The following is a 16515-nucleotide window of genomic DNA, read 5'->3' as shown; positions in this document are numbered from 1 at the left end:
CCCGACCGCAGCGAGCAGGGTTACGGTCGCCGCGCTATGACTACGCTGTCCGACGCCCCGTACACATCCTCGACCGAATCCGACCTCGAGCGGCGCAAGCGGCTCCGCACCGTCGTCGCCGCCAGCCTCCTGGGGACGACAGTCGAGTGGTACGACTTCTTCCTCTACGCGACGGCCGCCAGCCTGGTGTTCAACCAGCTGTTCTTCCCCGATCAGAGTTCGTTCGTCGGCACCATGCTGGCGTTCGCCACGTTCGCGGTCGGTTTCGTGGTCCGGCCGATCGGCGGAGTCGTCTTCGGCCACATCGGCGATCGCATCGGACGCAAGAAGACGCTCGCGCTCACCATGTTCATCATGGGCATCGCCACCGCTCTGATGGGTGTGCTGCCCACGGCTGCGCAGGTCGGGGTGGTCGCGCCGATCCTGCTGCTCCTCCTGCGCATACTGCAGGGGTTCGCACTGGGCGGTGAATGGGCGGGCGCCGTGCTGCTCGCCGTCGAACACAGTCCCGCGAAGAAGCGCGGCATCTTCGGCAGCATCCCCCAGATCGGTCTGGCGCTGGGCCTGGCCCTGGGCACCGGCGTCTTCGCCGCGTTGCAGGTGATCTTCGACGACGCCCAGTTCCTCTCCTACGGGTGGCGGATCGCCTTCCTGCTGAGCCTGATTCTCGTGTTCGTCGGATTCATGGTGCGGCTGAAGGTCGAGGAGACTCCGGCGTTCCAGGAGGTACACGACCTCTCGAAGCGCTCCTCCGCTCCACTGAAGGACGTGTTTCGCGGCCGGGTGCGCCGGGGCACCGTCCTCGGCCTGCTCTCTCGCTGGGGTGAGGGCGCCGCGTTCAACACCTGGGGCGTCTTCGCGATCACGTACGCCACCAAGAATCTGGAGTTCGCGAAGATCCCCGTCCTCCTGGTCGTCACCGTCGCCGCGACGGTCATGGCCGTGCTCCTGCCGTTCTCCGGCCTGCTGGTCGACCGTTACGGCGCCAAGAGGATCTACCTCGTCGGGATCGGGGCCTACGGGCTCGCGGTCTTCCCCGCGTTCGCCTTGTTCGGCACGGAGAATCTCATCCTGTTCGGTGTCGCGATGGTGCTCGTGTTCGGCGTCGTCCATGCCCTCTTCTACGGTGCGCAGGGCACGCTTTACGCGAGCCTGTACCCCACCGAGATCCGCTACACCGGCCTGTCCGTCGTCTACCAGTTCTCCGGAATCTACGCATCGGGCATCACGCCGATGATCCTCACCGCCCTGATCGCCGTCGCAGGCGGAACTCCCTGGCTGGCCTGCGGATACCTCGTCGCCACCTCGGTCGTCAGCGTGGTGGCGACGGCCCTGATCCGAAAGCAGGACCTCTACCTCTGAGACCGCAGAACTCTCCGGACGGGCTCTGACAGCCGAGTTCGATACACTGGTGTATCCGATACGCTAGTGTATCGACGGCTGCTGTCGAACCGATCGGAGGAGTGCCCATGCCGACGTCGCCGGCGCGCTCCACCGAGCCTGCCACCGACACACCCCGCCGGGTCACGAAACGGCGAGGCCAGACGCGTCGGCGTCTGCTCGACGCCGCGGTCGAGGTGTTCGCGGAGAACGGCTTCGGACGGTCGACGGTCGAGCAGATCTGCGAACGCGGTGGTTACACCCGCGGCGCCTTCTACTCCAACTTCGCATCGCTGGACGAGATGTTCTTCGCCATGTGGGAACAGCGCTCCAGCGCGATGCTCGCACAGATCCGGCTGGCCGCCGACTCGTCCAGCATCGACCTCTCGGGGCTCACGCCTGCCGAAAAACTGCGCGCCGGTACCGAACTGGTGCTCGGAGTCGTCCCCGTCGACGACCAGTGGTACCGGATCAACGCGGAATTCACCGCCCACGCCCTGCGCAACCCGTCGCTGAAGAAGGCCCTCGCAGCACGTGAGGACACGATTCTGGAGACCATCGTGCCGATCCTCGAGAAGGCGCTGCACCGGCTCGGGCGCCGCGTCGTCGGCGATCCCCGGGTGCTCGGCCGCGCGCTCGTCGCCCTGCACGACGGCACGAGCGTCCAGTGCCTCATCGAAGACGACGACGCGTCCGCCCGGGAACTGCGTCTCGAACTGTTCACCCACGTCGTGGCCGCGTACACCGAACCCGACACCACCCACACCCACACACACCGGAAAGAGGGGTCCTCGTGACCGAACAGGCTGATGTGATCGTCGTCGGCGCCGGATTGGCCGGACTCGTCGCCACCTACGAGATGGTCAAGGCCGGCCGGAAGGTGCTCGTCGTCGACCAGGAGAGTTCGGCGAATCTCGGCGGGCAGGCCTTCTGGTCGCTCGGCGGCCTGTTCCTCGTCGACAGCCCCGAACAGCGGCGCCTCGGCATCAAGGACTCGTACGAACTGGCGATCCAGGACTGGATGGGCACTGCGGCATTCGATCGCGCCCGCGAAGATCAGTGGCCGCGGCTGTGGGCCCAGGCGTACGTCGAGTTCGCGGCAGGCGAGAAGCGGCACTACCTCCACGACCTCGGGCTGCGGTTGATGCCGAACGTCGGGTGGGCCGAACGCGGACGCGGATCCGCACTCGGACAGGGCAATTCCGTCCCGCGCTTCCACATCACCTGGGGCACCGGACCGGGGGTCGTCGAAGTCTTCCTCACGCGCGTGATGGCCGCGTCGAAGCGGGGCCTCGTCACGTTCAAGCATCGTCACCAGGTCGACGAGATCGTCGTCACCGACGGCGCCGCCACCGGCGTGCGCGGCACAATCCTGGAACCGTCCACCGAAGCACGCGGTGTGAAAAGTTCGCGGACCGCGGTCGGGGAGTTCGAATTCTCCGCGCAGGCCGTCGTCGTCACGTCCGGCGGCATCGGCGGCAATCCCGAACTGGTCAAGAAGAACTGGCCCGCGCGCCTCGGCAAGGCTCCCGAGAACATGCTCGCCGGCGTCCCCGCGCACGTCGACGGCCGCATGCTCGAGATCACCGAGAACGCCGGCGGCAACATCGTGAACCGCGACCGGATGTGGCACTACACCGAGGGCATCCAGAACTGGGACCCGATCTGGCCGAACCACGGCATCCGCATCATCCCCGGACCGTCGTCGATGTGGTTCGACGGCAACGGCAAACGCCTGCCCAGCCCGAACTTCCCCGGTTTCGACACCATGGGAACCCTCGACCACATCATGAACAGCGGCCACCACCACACGTGGTTCGTCCTCGACCAGAAGATCATCGAGAAGGAGTTCGCGCTGTCGGGCTCCGAGCAGAACCCCGACATCACCGGCCGCGACTTCAAACTGCTCGCCGAACGCCTGAAGAAGGGCGCACCCGGTCCTGTCGAGGCGTTCAAACAGCACGGTGCGGACTTCGTCGTCCGCGACAATCTCCGTGATCTCGTCGACGGCATGAACGCCCTCACCCCGGAGGCACCGCTGAAATACGAGGACCTCGAACGCGAAATCGTGGCCCGCGACCGCGAGGTGAAGAACAGCTACACCAAGGATTTCCAGGTCATGGCGATCCGCAACGCACGGAACCTGCTGGCCGACAAGATCACCCGCGTCGTGAGCCCGCACGAGCTGCTCGATCCCAAGAACGGTCCGCTGATCGCGGTCCGGTTGCACCTGCTCACCCGCAAGACCCTCGGCGGGCTCGAGACCAACCTCGACTCGCAGGTGATCAGGCCCGACGGCACACCGTTCGAGGGTCTCTACGCCGCCGGTGAGGTCGCCGGATTCGGTGGTGGCGGCGTCCACGGTTACAGCGCGCTCGAGGGCACCTTCCTCGGCGGCTGCATCTTCTCCGGCCGGGCCGCGGGTCGCGCGCTGGCCCGGCACCTGTAGGCGGCTCCGCCGCCCGTGCGTGGTTGACGAGTCCCTGGACTCGCTAACCGCTCACGGGCGCGAGCCTCTCGGAAGCCTCGAGTTCGCGGACCAGCGGCAGGACGTTGGTGCCGAAGTACTCGATCTCCTCCTGGAAGTGCAGGAAGCCGCCCAGGATGAGGTCGACTCCGCGGCGGCGGTATTCGACGATGCGCTCGGCGATCTGCTCCGGCGTCCCGATCAGCTGGGAGCGGAATCCGTCGTTGTACTGGACGAGATCCTCGAACGTGGAGTCGGCCCACATCCCCGACTTGTCGGCGGTGGACGCGCCGGCCTGCTGGACGGCGGACCTGAATCCCTCGACCGCGGGCTTGTTCGCCTTCTCGATGATTTCGCGGAGGGTGTCGCGTGCTTCCTTCTCGGTGTCGCGGGCGATGATGAATCCGTTGAGCCCGAACTTCACTTCCCGGTTGTGCTCGCGGGCCACCTGTCGCACGTCGACGATCTGCTCGGTGACGCCGTCGTAGTCCTTGCCGTTGCTGAAGTACCAGTCGGAGTACCGGCCCGCGTTCTGCCGTGCGGCGGCGGAGTTGCCACCCTGGAACAGTTCGGGGTTCGGACGGTCGGGCGTGTTCAGCGGCTTCGGCTCGAGGGTGAAGTCGTGGATGCGGTAGAAGTCGCCACGGAAGTCGACGTCGTCCTCGGTCCAGATCTTGCGGAGCACCTGCAGGAACTCGGCGCTGCGCCGGTACCGCTCGTCGTGCTCGAGCCACGGCTCCCCGAGGTGGGTGAACTCGTCCTTGAACCAGCCGCTCACGACGTTGACGGCGAACCGGCCGTTCGACAGGTGGTCGGCGGTGGCCCCCAGCTTCGCCAGGACCGCGGGCTGCCACAGACCCGGGTGGACGGCAGCGATGACCTTCAACCGTTCGGTGGCCAGCAGCAGTGCGAGGCTGAAGCTGGTCGACTCGTGCTGGAACTCGGCCCCGTAGCTGGCCTCGTACCGGACCTGGCTGAGCGCGTACTCGAAACCGTTGTTCTCGGCGGTCTGGGCGAGCTTCTTGTTGTACTCGTAATCCCAGCTGGTCCGCTGTTCGATGTCGGACGTGACGAGCCCGCCACTGACGTTGGGCACCCAGTAGGCGAACTTGATCTGCTCAGCGATGTGTTCGGTTGACATACCCAGCATGCAACCCGCCCGTGCAGCCCACGCCCACCCTTCCAATCACTGCGCGCACAACCCTTCACCCGGCTCGCGAGTCCGTGTGAGGTTCGTCGCCATGACCGCCGTACCGGGAGATCAGGCATGACCGCCGTTCAGAACGCCCACCGCATCAGTGACGAGGCCGAAGCCCTCGCCGTCGCCGCCGATCTCGCGGCACAATTCGCCGAGGAGGCGGCAGCTCGCGATGCCGGTCGGCAACTTCCCTACGAACAGGTAGGCGCTCTCGCCGCGTCCGGACTGCTCGCACTCGGTGTTCCCCGCGAGCACGGTGGCGTCGACGCGCGGACCGAAACCCTCGCCGAAGTCTTCCGTCTCCTGGCCGAGGGCGATCCGAGCATCGCGCAGATCCCGCACAGCCACTACACGTTCCTCGAGGTGCTGCGTCACCAGGGCACGCCGGCGCAGCAGGAATTCTTCTATTCCGAGGTGCTCGCGGGGCGCCGGTTCGCCAACGCCCAGAGCGAGCGCGGAACGAAGACGATCGACATCGACGCCACGACGCTCACCGAGCAGGGTGGTGACTTCGTCGTCGACGGTCGCAAGTTCTACAGCACGGGCGCACTGTTCGCCGACTGGATCGCGGTCCGGGCCACCCTTCCGGGGACGACGACGCCGGCAGGGAAACCCACCAAGGCCGTCGCCTACCTGCCGAGCACCGCTGCCGGGCTGTCGATCGTCGACGACTGGGACGGCATGGGGCAGAAGACCACGGCGAGCGGAACCGTCACGCTGGACGCAGTCCGGGTGCCCGCGTTCCACGTCGTGCCGTTCTCTCCCATCTTCGACGCACCCACCACGTACGGGTCGCAGGCCCAGATCCTGCACGCCGCGATCGACGCCGGGATCGCCGCAGCAGCCCTGAACGAGGGCGTGCGAACTGCACGTCAGGCAAGGCCCTATTTCGAGGCGGGCGTCACCGACGCCGTCGACGATCCCCTGCTGATCCAACTGGCCGGTGAGGCGTCGGTCAGCGTCCGGTCCGCGACGGCACTCCTCCGGGAGGGTGCGCGCAGCATCGACGCAGCCCGGCGCGACCTGAACGAGCAGGCTGCCGCGGTCGCCTCGATCGACGCCGCCGCAGCCAAGGTCGCCGCCGCCCGTGCGTCACTCGAGGCGTCGAGCGTGCTGTTCGAACTGGGCGGCACCCGCAGTGCGTCGGAAACGTCCAATCTGTCCCGGTACTGGCGCGACGCCCGCACCCACACCCTGCACGACCCCACTCGGTGGAAGATCCAGCACATCGGCCGGTGGACACTGTCGGGCACCGTCCCGCCCCGTCACGGCCTGCTGTAGGCGGCTCCGCCACCCGTGAGCGGTTAGCGAGTCCCTGGACTCGTCAACCGCGCACGGGCGCTAGCCGCCTAAATCCGCCTTCATGAGGAAGACGTTGTAGTCGGACCAGGTCGACATGGTGAAGTACAGATCGTCGCCGCTCGACCACGGGTGGATGAAGCCGCCGTACAGTTCCGGGTACTCGACGGCGCTGACCATCGGCGCCCCGTCGGACCAGACGCCCTGCGGCGAGTCGGACTCACGGAGAACGATGGCCGCCTTGGACGTGTCGAGGTACGCCATCTGCCACTTGCCGGTGGCCTCCTCGTAGCGCACGGACAGTTCGGCGGCGGGGGCGTCCACGATCGGCGTCGCCTCCGTGTAACCACCGACGGGCGTCCAGTTGCCGTTCTGCCAGTACTGGTACGCGGACGTGTTCAGCACATCGGCGGCCGGGACGCGGGCCAGGCCGATGGCGCCGAGCCTCGTGTTGGGGGTGCCGAACATGTACACGAAGTCGCCGGCCGGGACCATCGACGCGACCTGGAACTTGGTGACCCCGAAGATGTTGTCCCACTTCGCGTACGGGTCCTTGGTCCACGTCGATCCACCGTCGTCCGAGTAGGCGATGCCGCCGTAGTTCGTCCACCACGTGGCGGGGATGCTGTTCCAGGTGCGGATCGACATGTAGCTCATGTACTGCCGGTTCCCGACGGCGAAACCCGAGGTCGGGATGGTGGTGATCTCGATGTTGTCGAGTTTGCGGCTGTCGAGCAGTTCCGCCGCGTGGCACCGGCTGTCCTGGACCATGCTGTCGAGGCTCATGCCGTCGGACAGGTTGCGGTCGGAGCTGAACCCGAGGACGTTGCTGCGCCAGTCGCCGCCCTGGCCACCGGGCGGCTGGAATCCCTTGCCGACCGTGTCGCCGAACGCGACGGCGATCTGGTCAGGGGCGCTCTCCCACATGATGCCGAGGTCGGTGCCGTTGACCTGGTAACGCTTGTCGGTGCGGCTGACCGAACCGGACCCGGTCACCTTGGCCACGCGGGTCACGTCGCCGATCTTCGGGGTTGCCGGGGCCGCGCTGCGCGGCGCCTCCTCGGTCGCGGGGTGCACGAGGGGCGGCGGCGGGGGCAACTGGATGTCGGCGCCCGGGACGGGAATACCGAAGTGGAAGGGTGTGAACTTCACGCTGACGTCCGGGATGTTCAGCACGCTCGACAGGTTTCCCGGGGCCTGGTCGGTCTCGTCCGTGAGGTCGGGGCACGGATCGGTGCACGTGTCGGCGGGCAACGCCTGCGAGACGCGGACGGGCTCCGTGACGGGAGCGGGATACGGCACCGTCGTGATCTTCGGGTACGGGATCGGGATCTCGAGCTTCTCCGGTATCAGTGAGTGCGTCTCGTTCGACACCTCGCTTGCGCAGGGACCGCTGCCGGGTATGCCGTTGGATACCGGTTCGGGTTCCGCGACGGCAGCGTTCTGGTTCGAATAGGCGATCATGCCCGAGCCGATCGCCACTGCCGCGACCGACGCGACCCACCTCTTCGACATCCCCGACCCCTCCGTCAACTCCGGCCACTCCCGGCGAGGGGAACATAGCATCGGCCTTCTACGCTCGCCGGTTACCACACGCCATACCTGGCAGTAACATTTCTGTCCCGATCCGGAACCGGGGCTGTGACTCCTGCCACGCGACAGCGGAAGTTACTCGTACGCGGAGTCACCGATACCGCAGGTCAACGATTTTCGACTGTCACGTTCGCCTGCCGAACACCGTCACGGGATCGGTGAACACAGGATTACATCTGTTGACGCTCCGGATCGCCCGGTATTCACTGATCGTGCGCATCCACCGGGATCCCCGGCCCGCGACGAGACCCCGAGCTCCTCGCCCTCTGCGCTGCGGGCTCGCCCGCGTTCTTCCGATCCAGCGCGAACCACCGTTCTGCCCGGGTCCCGCATTCCACTGATCACCGCCGTCGTCGTCCGGCGACATCGACCCGTGCGAATTCCGCTGCCAACGAAAGGAATCGACATGACCGCCGTCCTGGAACGGACCCTGTCCTATTCGTCGTCCATCCCCCGCGCGCACGTGCACCGCGCCGCGATCTGCGAGGTCTTCCTCACCGACATCATCTGCGAGAGCTACCCACGATTCCGTCTCGGCATGCAGCTCCCCAGGGTCCACAGCTACTACAGCGATCACAATATCGTTGTACGACAGTATGATCCGCTGCTTCTTCTCGAAACGTTCCGGCAGGCGTCCATCCTGATCTCGCATCGGCACGTCGACGCTCCGCTCGACGCCAAGTTCGTGTTCAACGCCGGAGCGCTCGAGGTCGTCGACCTCGACGCCGTGAGAGTGGGTCCCGCACCCGCCGCGGGGGTTCTGGATGCCACGATCACCGCCGAGAAGAGGCGGGGCGCCGACATCGTCGGAATCACCCTCGCGATGACACTCGCGCTGGACGGATCTGCCGCGGCCACCATGAGCATGACCATCCAGTGGATGCCCGGCGACGCGTGGGACCACCTCCGGCAGAGGGGTCGAGCACCGCTGCAGCTCGATCCCGCCCGTTCGCATCCGTTGCACGAGCGGGTCGAGCCTCGGGAGGTGGCTCGACATTCGTTCGACAACGTGGTGCTGAGCCGGATCGGGGTCGACGGCGACACCGTGCGCAGCCAGGTGCTGGTCGATCAGGCCCACCCGGGCCTGTTCGACCACCCGCTCGACCACGTACCGGGCGCACTGATCTTCGAGGCGATGCGTCAGACCGCCCTCGCCGCCGCACACGAATTGTTCGGCCTGTCCCCGCGAATGCTCGTGCTCGTGGGATGCGACGCCGTCTTCGAAAGCTTCGGCGAGCTGGAGTTGCCGACGGATTGCGCGGCCGTCGCCGAGGCGGAAATCTGCTCCCGCCAGGTCGTCCTGTCCGTCACTCTGGCGCAGGAGGGCCGGCAGATCGCACACGGCCGGGTCACCCTGCAGCGAGTGAGCGCCTCGACTGCCGCCCTCGATCGGATCGTCCGATGACGACGCAGGTCCTGCGCGAGGCCGGGCTGATCACACAAGTCGACCGCGGCAATTCGCGGATGGCTCAGCTGCGCAGATCCGACATCGACTTCCGCTTCCCGGGACTCCTGGACGCCGTCGCGACCGCACCGGCCTGAACGCCGTCGCGGCGACCGTCTCGCCGAGCATCCGGATCACCGCCGTGGGATGATCGGGCGCCATGAGGGGGGCAGTACCAGTGGAACAACGGGGAAGCGGCGACGGCTGGATTCTGGTCGAAATCCTGGGGGACGCACCGACGGTGATCGCCGAGGGCATCAAGCAACGGCAGTGCCGGCCACTCGGCAACGTCTACCGCGGCAGAATGCTGACGCTGGTGGCGGGCGCCATCGACACGGTGAAGTCGTCGGGACAGCCGGTGCAGGTGACACTCGGCGAGCCGGTCGGCGATATCGATTTCGTCGTGGCGAAACCGGTACTCGGTCCGGGTGGGGACGTCCTCGCGGTGCAGATCTTCACCGGTCGTGCGGACTGTCCGGTGCCACCGCCGCACCGGGTAGCGGGATGGGAATGGAATCTGTCCGTGTCGGCGGGTCCGCGACGCACTCGATGGACCCGTGAGTTCCGGAATCTGTACGGAGTCGCGGACGCCCGGCCGGAACACGGCTATTTCGGTCTCGCCGACCTGTATCGGAGGGTGCCGCGGATCTCCGACATCGCGGTGCTGATGGAACGCCTCGACAACGCGCGGGACGGCGAGTTCCTGTCCGGCGAACTCATCGCCCGCCACGACGACGGAACGCTGCGCCTCGTCCGGTTCGTGCGCCGCGCCGTCGAGACACCCGAGGGGGTGGTGTTGCGGGGCGTCGATCACGACGTCACGCACAAGACCGACGTCGGCGAACTGGCGATCCGGGTGATGGATTCGGACGTCGCGTCGACCGTGCACGCGGTCGCCGGGGTTCATGCGGCACTGGTCGATTCACAGCACGGGTACGCCATCAAATGGATCACGGCACCGCTGGCGGGTCTGTCTGCGGCGGCGGAGGGCGGGCAGATCGGGCTGCTGCACGGCGACGACCTCGCGGCGGTGCGGCAACGGATCCCGGCTCGTCTTCCCGGAGTCGCCCGCGTCGCCCTGTCGGACGGGTCCTGGTCCCGGCACACGGTGCGCACGTTTGCCGTCCCCGGCTACGGTTCCACACCCGTGGTGATGATGACGCTCTCAGGCGCCTGTCCCGAACAGCATGCCCAGCAGGTAGGTGGCGGCGGCTGCGCCGTACCCGATTGCCAGCTGGCGTAACGCGCGCTTGACCGGGGGTCCACCCGACAGCAACCCCACCACCAGACCGGTCCCGAGCAACGCGACGCCGACCAGCGCAGCAGCGACCACGAGCGCGGCGGTGCCTTCCATGCCGAAGAGGTACGGCAGCACGGGGATCACCGCACCGGACGCGAAGAAGCAGAAACTCGCGGCAGCCGCACCGAGCCCGGTGCCGATGGCCTCGTGCTCGTCGGCGGTTTCCGTACCCGAGACGGGCTCGGGCTGAACGGCTCTCCGCAGCACGTCGGCCGCGCGTTTCTCGGCGTCCTGCGCGGGCATGCCCCGCGCGCGGTACACGAGTGCGAGTTCGTTCGCGTCGACGTCGAGGAGCGGCACCGCCTCACGGGCGCCCTGCCCCGGCGCCGACGCCTCGAGCAGTTCACGCTGCGACCGCACGGACACGTACTCGCCCGCGCCCATCGACAACGCGCCCGCGAGCAGACCTGCGAGCCCGGTCAGCAGGACGATGTGATTGTCGACGCCGCTACCGCTGATGCCGAGGACGAGGGCGAGATTGCTGACCAGGCCGTCGTTGGCACCGAACACGGCGGCACGAAAGGTGCCGGACAGACGATTTCGCCCGCGCGCCGCGAGCGCCCGCACCACCTCTTCGTGGATGCGCTCGTCCGCGCCCATGGCCTCGGTGGCGTCGACGTCCGTCGGGTACGGCGACCGGGTCTCCGCGCGCTGCGCGAGGGCCAGCACGAACACCGATCCGAACCGCCGGGCCAGCACACCGAGGATGCGTGTGCGGACGTCACCGCGTACGGGCTTGCCGACGTGTTCGCCGAGCAGCTCGCGCCAGTGCGCCTCGTGCCGTCCCTCGGCGTCGGCGAGCGCCAGCAGAATCTCGCGTTCCTCGCCGGTCCGACGTTTCGCGAGGTCGCGGTAGACGGCCGCCTCGGCGCGTTCGTCGGCGAGGTAGCGACGCCATTTCCGGATTTCACGCGGACCGGGATCCGGTCGTGCACCAACCATCGTCCGCCTCCCGATCGTCGACGGGAGAAGCCTACCGACGCACCCTCCCCTCCGCGGCGGTTCGGGATCAGTCCTCGGCGGCGAGCGCCTTCCCGAGTGAGTCCTCCGGCTCGGAGACCACCACGGGATCGCGCCCGGACAGCAGGTCGAGGACGGCCTTCGGCCGGGCCAGTGATTCGCGCACGGTGTTCCTGGCCATCGTGATCGGGCGGCATTCGCATCCGGCGTTGACACCGGCGACGTCGATCCCGGCACCGCGGCACAGCGCGACCGCACGGGGGACGTGGAAACCCTGAGTGACGATCAGCGCCTTGGTCACGCCGTACGTCTGGACGGCGCGAGCGCACGTGTCGTAGGTGTCGAGCCCGTACCGATCGCCGACGATCTTGCTGCGGTCGATGCCCTTCTCCACCAGGTATTCCGTCATCGCCGCGATCTCGTCGCCGGATCTGCCTGCGCCGTCGCCGGAGACGAGGACTGCCCGCGCACGGCCGTCCTGCACGAGACGGACGGCGACGTCGAGGCGTCCGGCCAGGTACTCCCGGGGTTTGCCGTCGCGCACCTGCGCACCGAGGACGATGACCACCGGTGCTTCGGGTGCGTCGTCGATGTCGTAGACGTGGCCGGAGGCCTCGCGCGATATCCACACCGTCGACGCCGCGACGACGAGGACCGCGAGCGCGCCGAGGCCCGCTCCGATGCCGACCAGTCGGCGGACGATCCGTCGTTCCCCCATGCCGCCATCAAACCACAGCGTCAGGCGACGGCCGGTTCTTCCCCGGCGCGCCGCTCACGCAGTCCGGATACCAGGCACAGGCCGAGCCCGAACAGAATCCAGCAGGTCAGCACGAGCACTGCCGCACCGGCTCCGTGTCCGTCGAAGAACGCCGTCGACCGCACCATGGTTCCCGCCGCTCCGGGTGGCAGCAGCTGACCGAATGCGCCCCACCCCGACGGCAGCCACGCCGCGGACGTCGCCAGGCCGGACAGCGGATTGGCGAAGAAGATCATCGTCACCGCGCCGAGCGCGAACCCCGCTGTGCCCAACACCGATTCGAGCCCGAGAACGGTCAGCGAGATGGCGGCGATGCCGAGCACGACGGCGCCGGTGGTCGTCCAGTAGTTGCCGTCGACGCTTCCGAGACCGAACTGCAGGATTGCCGTCAGCACCACCCCGGCGCTCACGGCGAACAGCACCGCCCCGGCCACCCGCCGACCGACACTGCGCGGAAACAGCCGCACGAGCGCGAGCGCGGGGATCATGCCGCCGAAGACCAGGGGAAGCGCCAAGGCGCCGAGACCGACGCCGGCGGGGTCGTCGGCCGTCAGCGGAACGACGTCCTCGACCGGAACGGTGTGTCCCGCAGTCTTGCTCATGCCCGCCGCGATACCGTTCATCGTCTGCGCGATGGGTGCCCCGCCGGCGCCCGCGGACAGGACCTTCATGCCGTCCGGTGTCGCGACGATTCCGCCGACCACCTCCCGGTGTTCGATCGCCGTCCGGACCGCACCGGCGTCGGGAAAGCGCTCGGTGACGAACGCGCCGGGGTGCCCCGCGGCGAGCGCGGAGTCGATCCGGGTGACGGCCGCGTCGGGTCCGGCGACGCCCAGCCGGAGGTCGTGCGGGCCGCTGTTGACGGCGGGCAACGCGAACGCCAGCAGCATCAGCGCGATCACCGCGGTGAGTCCCAGCACGACAGCGGCCAGTTTCGCAGGATCGGACGGGCCGTGCGCCGACCGCCCGGTCGGCTCCGTGCGCGGCGCGAGTGTCCCGGTATCCGAAGTGCTCATCGGACTCCCCTTCAAACTAAGTGGAGGAAATTTCTCCGTTACTTGTGGAGAATATTCCTCCGGTTATGCTGGGTTGTCAACGGAAGAGGTGGAATCGTGCGGGCAGACGCGCTGGAACGACGCAACACGCTGATCAAGGCTGCCCGCGCGGTGTTCGCCGATCGCGGGCACGACGCACCCCTCGACGCCATCGCCGCGAAGGCCGGCGTCGGAATCGCCACTCTCTACCGGAACTTCCCGAGCCGGGACGAACTCGCCCACGCCGTTGCCCGGACGACGCTCGCCGAAGTCCGCGAACTCGCCGTCCGAGGACTGGCCGAATGCACGGACGACCCGGAGGGGGCGTGGCGACGGTTCGTCGACGCAGTGGTCGAACTGCGCATGGGAGCACTGGTTCCCGCGCTGGTCAACAGCCTCGACGAGCTACCATCCGACGTCCGCGAGTCGAGGGAGCGCACGAAGTCGACGGTCACCGACTTCATTCGCCGGCTCCAGGACGTCGGGCTGGTCCGCGAGGACGTCGTGCCGCTCGAGATCATCATGGGGATCGCCATGCTCACCCGGCCCCACGTGCTGATGTTCGACGGCACGACAGCAAATCTCGTTCCGCGGCTGATCACGGTGTTCCTCGCCGGGTTGCGCCCGGACGGGGCTCCGCTGCCGCCGCCGATCCTCCCGAAGTAAACTGTGACGCATATGCAGCCAGGGGGGCCTCGAGAACATCCATGGAATCACCCGCGTGCGGGTGACGATCAGCCGCCGCTGAACGGCTGGGACGTGGCCGTGTCGGCGGCCGCACTCGTCGTCGCGGTCGCCGTCGCCAGCATCTCCGCGGTCGCGGGGCTGTTCTGGCTGCTGTTCCTGGACTACTGCCCGCCCGAGACGTGCAGCGCCGAGAACGCGTGGATCGCGGTGTGCGTGGCGCTCGCGGTCGCCGCACTCGCGACCGTGATCGGCGGCCTGGTCACGATCGCACGCATCGCGCGGCGCACGATCGCGTGGCCGGTGGCGTGCGGAACCCTGATCCTCTGCGCGGGCGCGTGCGCCATCGGATTCGCCGGTTACGTCTCCGCGACGGGGATCTGAGCCGACTCAGTTCACGTGGTGGTGGTCGGTCCGGCTGATCGCGACAGCCGAGACGATCACCCCGACCACCACACCGATGAGCGTGTCGACGATGCGGCTCACCGCGATGTCCGGGGCGACCGCCGAGCCGAGGCCCGTGAGCAGCAGAGCCATGGGTGTGATGGCGACGGACGCGAACGCGTAGTTCTTGATGACCACCAGTTCGGTCACGGTCTGCAGCACCACGATGACCACGACGGATTGCCAGTACCCCATCGCTGCGGCGATCAGCCCGGCGGCGAGGACGGCGCCTGCCACGTTTCCGACGAGGCGTTGAATTCCCCGCTGCACGGTCTGACTGAAATTGAAACCCTGCATCGCGGCCATCGCACCCATCGACGCCCACAGCGGGTGCTCCAATCCCAGTGCCACACAGATCCATCCGGCCAGCGCGGCCGCAGCGGCGATACGGGCCGCGTTGACGATCCCTTCTCGCGACCGCAACGCCTGGAGACCGTCCGCGAAGAAGCCGCCTGGCTTCGGGAGTACCGCGATCTCGGCTCCGAACGCCGAAAGGTCGCTGCGGCGCTTCACCTTACGCAGTTCGGACTCGTGATCGACGAGCGCGCGCAGGGTGTCGCGGTCACGTTCGTGCGCCCACCGATCGACGACCGTGTCCGCTTCGGCGAGAAGCGCGAACAATTGGTGGGAGTGCCCGTCCCGGCCCCGCCCGCTGTGTGCGATCACGTCACGCGCGTTGTCGATGGCCTTGCGTGCGGCCGCGATCGCGGAGACGTCGTGTGCATGCTCCAGTTCCGCGGTCGCGGCGAGTGCCCGCGCCACCGCCAGCCGGGCGGGACCGAGGGGAACGAACAGGCAGGGCGTCATGGCGGCGAGCCAGCCCACGACGACACCGATCGCCACGGCCACGACGGCCGGTCCGAGATCGGAGAGCCGGGTCGCGTGCCCGACCGCCGCGGTGGCCGCGAAGACCAGGATGACCGGCCCGGGACCGGCGATGCGGAACGCCGCCAGCAGCCACGCGGCGACCCCCGACGCCACGGACATGACCGCTATCTGCAGCCAGAGTGACAGCCCCGCTGCACCGAGGAGCGCTCCCCCGGCGACGAAGGCGATGAGCGCGACACCGACGAGACCCGCCTTGCGGGCGAGCCGCGGGTACGGCTCGTATCGGCCGAACGCGGCGGTCAGCGCACCGAGTGCCGCGAAACCCGCGAGGTTGCCGTGCCCGAGCAGGCCACCGATGACCAGTACCAGTGCCGTCGCCGCACCCACCCGCAGTGCAGGAGCGATGGTGGCATCGGCGTTCCGGACCTCGAACGCACGACGCCACGTCGACGGCGCCACCGAATAGGCCAAAGCCCCACGGGAGTGATGGAGCCGGCTGAGGTCGGGTGCGTATCGAGGGGAAGCCTGCATGACCTCAGCGTACCGTATACTTCACTAGTAAAATAGTTCTGAATTAATGTGAAGTTGGTCGCTACGATGGATTTCATGAGCACTGCCCCACGTCCGGATGAGGACTTCACCGATCGCGTTCGACGCGAATGGGCCGAGACCCATCCCGAAGTGGACACGTCACCGATCGAAGTAATGGGTCGCATCACCCGGATCGGATCCCAGGCCCTGCAGCAACTCGACCGCGCCCTGGACGCGAGCGGGGTCTCGCGCGCCGAGTTCGACGTCCTGTGTGTACTCGCCCGCAGCGATCGGCCACTGCGAGCCAGCGAGGTCACCGCCGTGACGATGCTCAGCGGCGCATCCACCACCAAACACGTCGACCGCCTGGCCCGGCTGGGACTCGTGGAACGGCTACCCTTCGAACGCGACGGGCGCGTCGTATTGCTCCATCTGACCGAGTCCGGGCGGAAACTCGTCGACACCGAGTTCCCGCAGCGTGTCGAACGGGACCGGCAATTCCTCGCCGGACTCGACGAGGACGAATGCGCCGTCCTGGCCGGACTGCTCCGGCGGATCGCCGCCAACGTCGAATCCGGGATTCGCCAGTAGTCCCC

The 16515-nt window shown here is 67.8% G+C and carries 16 protein-coding genes; 10 read left to right on the top strand and 6 right to left on the bottom strand.

Annotated elements, in window-relative coordinates; translation table 11 throughout:
- Positions 1-36 precede the first annotated feature (36 nt).
- From HGB39_RS06505 to HGB39_RS06495, 3 genes are all read left to right on the top strand, one after another.
- Positions 37-1362 carry an MFS transporter gene (locus HGB39_RS06505; protein ID WP_005569960.1) on the top strand — a complete coding sequence of 442 codons (1326 nt, stop codon included), beginning with the start codon at positions 37-39 and terminating at the stop codon, positions 1360-1362.
- Positions 1363-1469: 107 nt separating this feature from the next.
- Entirely contained in the window at positions 1470-2177 is a 708-nt protein-coding gene (locus HGB39_RS06500; RefSeq protein ID WP_005569961.1) for a TetR/AcrR family transcriptional regulator, read from the top strand.
- Positions 2174-3829 (top strand): FAD-binding dehydrogenase, encoded by a 1656-nt coding sequence (locus HGB39_RS06495; RefSeq protein WP_005569963.1) that lies wholly within the window; start codon positions 2174-2176, stop codon positions 3827-3829. Before HGB39_RS06500 ends, HGB39_RS06495 begins: the two co-directional genes overlap by 4 nt.
- Before the next feature lie 43 nt (positions 3830-3872).
- Here the strand turns inward: HGB39_RS06495 and sfnG are convergent, their stop codons facing one another.
- Positions 3873-4988, bottom strand: coding sequence for a dimethylsulfone monooxygenase SfnG (gene sfnG, locus HGB39_RS06490; protein ID WP_043791510.1), 1116 nt, complete (start codon positions 4986-4988; stop codon positions 3873-3875).
- A gap of 126 nt (positions 4989-5114) precedes the next feature.
- On the opposite strand from sfnG, the gene HGB39_RS06485 reads away from it, so the two are divergent.
- On the top strand, positions 5115-6326 hold the full coding sequence (locus tag HGB39_RS06485; protein ID WP_005569967.1) for an SfnB family sulfur acquisition oxidoreductase: 1212 nt from the start codon (positions 5115-5117) through the stop codon (positions 6324-6326).
- A 60-nt stretch (positions 6327-6386) separates the two neighbouring features.
- On the opposite strand, the gene HGB39_RS06480 is transcribed toward HGB39_RS06485, so the two are convergent.
- Positions 6387-7859: a glycoside hydrolase family 183 protein gene (locus HGB39_RS06480; RefSeq protein WP_005569969.1), complete on the bottom strand. Its 1473-nt coding sequence runs from the start codon at positions 7857-7859 to the stop codon at positions 6387-6389.
- Between the two features lie 484 nt (positions 7860-8343).
- Here HGB39_RS06480 and HGB39_RS06475 point away from each other — a divergent pair, with 484 nt between their 5' ends.
- The 3 genes from HGB39_RS06475 (at position 8344) to HGB39_RS06465 (ending at position 10624) form a co-directional block, all read left to right on the top strand.
- The gene (locus tag HGB39_RS06475) at positions 8344-9342 is read left to right on the top strand and encodes a ScbA/BarX family gamma-butyrolactone biosynthesis protein (protein WP_005569971.1); all 999 of its coding nucleotides are present in this window, start codon (positions 8344-8346) and stop codon (positions 9340-9342) included.
- Entirely contained in the window at positions 9339-9479 is a 141-nt protein-coding gene (locus HGB39_RS06470; RefSeq protein WP_005569973.1) for a hypothetical protein, read from the top strand. Before HGB39_RS06475 ends, HGB39_RS06470 begins: the two co-directional genes overlap by 4 nt.
- An 80-nt stretch (positions 9480-9559) precedes the next feature.
- Entirely contained in the window at positions 9560-10624 is a 1065-nt protein-coding gene (locus HGB39_RS06465; protein WP_005569974.1) for a GAF domain-containing protein, read from the top strand.
- Here the strand turns inward: HGB39_RS06465 and HGB39_RS06460 are convergent.
- The 3 genes from HGB39_RS06460 to HGB39_RS06450 form a co-directional block, all read right to left on the bottom strand.
- Entirely contained in the window at positions 10547-11623 is a 1077-nt protein-coding gene (locus HGB39_RS06460) for a VIT1/CCC1 transporter family protein (protein WP_005569977.1), read from the bottom strand. The genes HGB39_RS06465 and HGB39_RS06460 overlap by 78 nt on opposite strands.
- Positions 11624-11690: 67 nt before the next feature.
- On the bottom strand, positions 11691-12359 hold the full coding sequence (locus HGB39_RS06455) for a SanA/YdcF family protein (protein WP_005569978.1): 669 nt from the start codon (positions 12357-12359) through the stop codon (positions 11691-11693).
- A 20-nt stretch (positions 12360-12379) separates the two neighbouring features.
- Positions 12380-13414 carry an ABC transporter permease gene (locus tag HGB39_RS06450; protein ID WP_005569980.1) on the bottom strand — a complete coding sequence of 345 codons (1035 nt, stop codon included), beginning with the start codon at positions 13412-13414 and terminating at the stop codon, positions 12380-12382.
- Positions 13415-13510: 96 nt separating this feature from the next.
- On the opposite strand from HGB39_RS06450, the gene HGB39_RS06445 reads away from it, so the two are divergent.
- On the top strand, positions 13511-14098 hold the full coding sequence (locus HGB39_RS06445; RefSeq protein ID WP_005258858.1) for a TetR/AcrR family transcriptional regulator: 588 nt from the start codon (positions 13511-13513) through the stop codon (positions 14096-14098).
- Positions 14099-14110: 12 nt separating this feature from the next.
- Positions 14111-14500 carry a hypothetical protein gene (locus HGB39_RS06440; protein ID WP_241769564.1) on the top strand — a complete coding sequence of 130 codons (390 nt, stop codon included), beginning with the start codon at positions 14111-14113 and terminating at the stop codon, positions 14498-14500.
- Between the two features lie 6 nt (positions 14501-14506).
- Here the strand turns inward: HGB39_RS06440 and HGB39_RS06435 are convergent, their stop codons facing one another.
- Positions 14507-15919, bottom strand: coding sequence for an FUSC family protein (locus HGB39_RS06435; RefSeq protein WP_043791502.1), 1413 nt, complete (start codon positions 15917-15919; stop codon positions 14507-14509).
- Positions 15920-15985: 66 nt separating this feature from the next.
- On the opposite strand from HGB39_RS06435, the gene HGB39_RS06430 reads away from it, so the two are divergent.
- A complete protein-coding gene (locus HGB39_RS06430) occupies positions 15986-16510 on the top strand; it encodes a MarR family winged helix-turn-helix transcriptional regulator (RefSeq protein WP_005569984.1) in 525 nt (174 codons plus the stop codon).
- Positions 16511-16515 lie beyond the last annotated feature (5 nt).

Origin of the sequence: Rhodococcus opacus, assembly GCF_012396235.1 — a bacterium.
GTDB lineage: Bacteria > Actinomycetota > Actinomycetes > Mycobacteriales > Mycobacteriaceae > Rhodococcus_F > Rhodococcus_F opacus.
The sequence above is the reverse complement of the archived record's forward strand: the minus strand, read 5'-3'. Positions and strand labels throughout refer to the sequence as shown.

Bases quoted from the DNA above. Each gene is read 5' to 3' on its own strand.
- HGB39_RS06505 (WP_005569960.1), top strand. From the start codon at position 37: ATGACTACGCTGTCCGACGCCCCGTACACATCCTCGACCGAATCCGAC.
- HGB39_RS06435 (WP_043791502.1), bottom strand. From the start codon at position 15,919: ATGCAGGCTTCCCCTCGATACGCACCCGACCTCAGCCGGCTCCATCAC.
- HGB39_RS06460 (WP_005569977.1), bottom strand. From the start codon at position 11,623: ATGGTTGGTGCACGACCGGATCCCGGTCCGCGTGAAATCCGGAAATGG.
- HGB39_RS06485 (WP_005569967.1), top strand. From the start codon at position 5,115: ATGACCGCCGTTCAGAACGCCCACCGCATCAGTGACGAGGCCGAAGCC.
- HGB39_RS06450 (WP_005569980.1), bottom strand. From the start codon at position 13,414: ATGAGCACTTCGGATACCGGGACACTCGCGCCGCGCACGGAGCCGACC.
- HGB39_RS06475 (WP_005569971.1), top strand. From the start codon at position 8,344: ATGACCGCCGTCCTGGAACGGACCCTGTCCTATTCGTCGTCCATCCCC.
- HGB39_RS06455 (WP_005569978.1), bottom strand. From the start codon at position 12,359: ATGGGGGAACGACGGATCGTCCGCCGACTGGTCGGCATCGGAGCGGGC.
- HGB39_RS06440 (WP_241769564.1), top strand. From the start codon at position 14,111: ATGCAGCCAGGGGGGCCTCGAGAACATCCATGGAATCACCCGCGTGCG.
- HGB39_RS06430 (WP_005569984.1), top strand. From the start codon at position 15,986: ATGGATTTCATGAGCACTGCCCCACGTCCGGATGAGGACTTCACCGAT.
- HGB39_RS06480 (WP_005569969.1), bottom strand. From the start codon at position 7,859: ATGTCGAAGAGGTGGGTCGCGTCGGTCGCGGCAGTGGCGATCGGCTCG.
- HGB39_RS06500 (WP_005569961.1), top strand. From the start codon at position 1,470: ATGCCGACGTCGCCGGCGCGCTCCACCGAGCCTGCCACCGACACACCC.
- HGB39_RS06470 (WP_005569973.1), top strand. From the start codon at position 9,339: ATGACGACGCAGGTCCTGCGCGAGGCCGGGCTGATCACACAAGTCGAC.
- sfnG (WP_043791510.1), bottom strand. From the start codon at position 4,988: ATGTCAACCGAACACATCGCTGAGCAGATCAAGTTCGCCTACTGGGTG.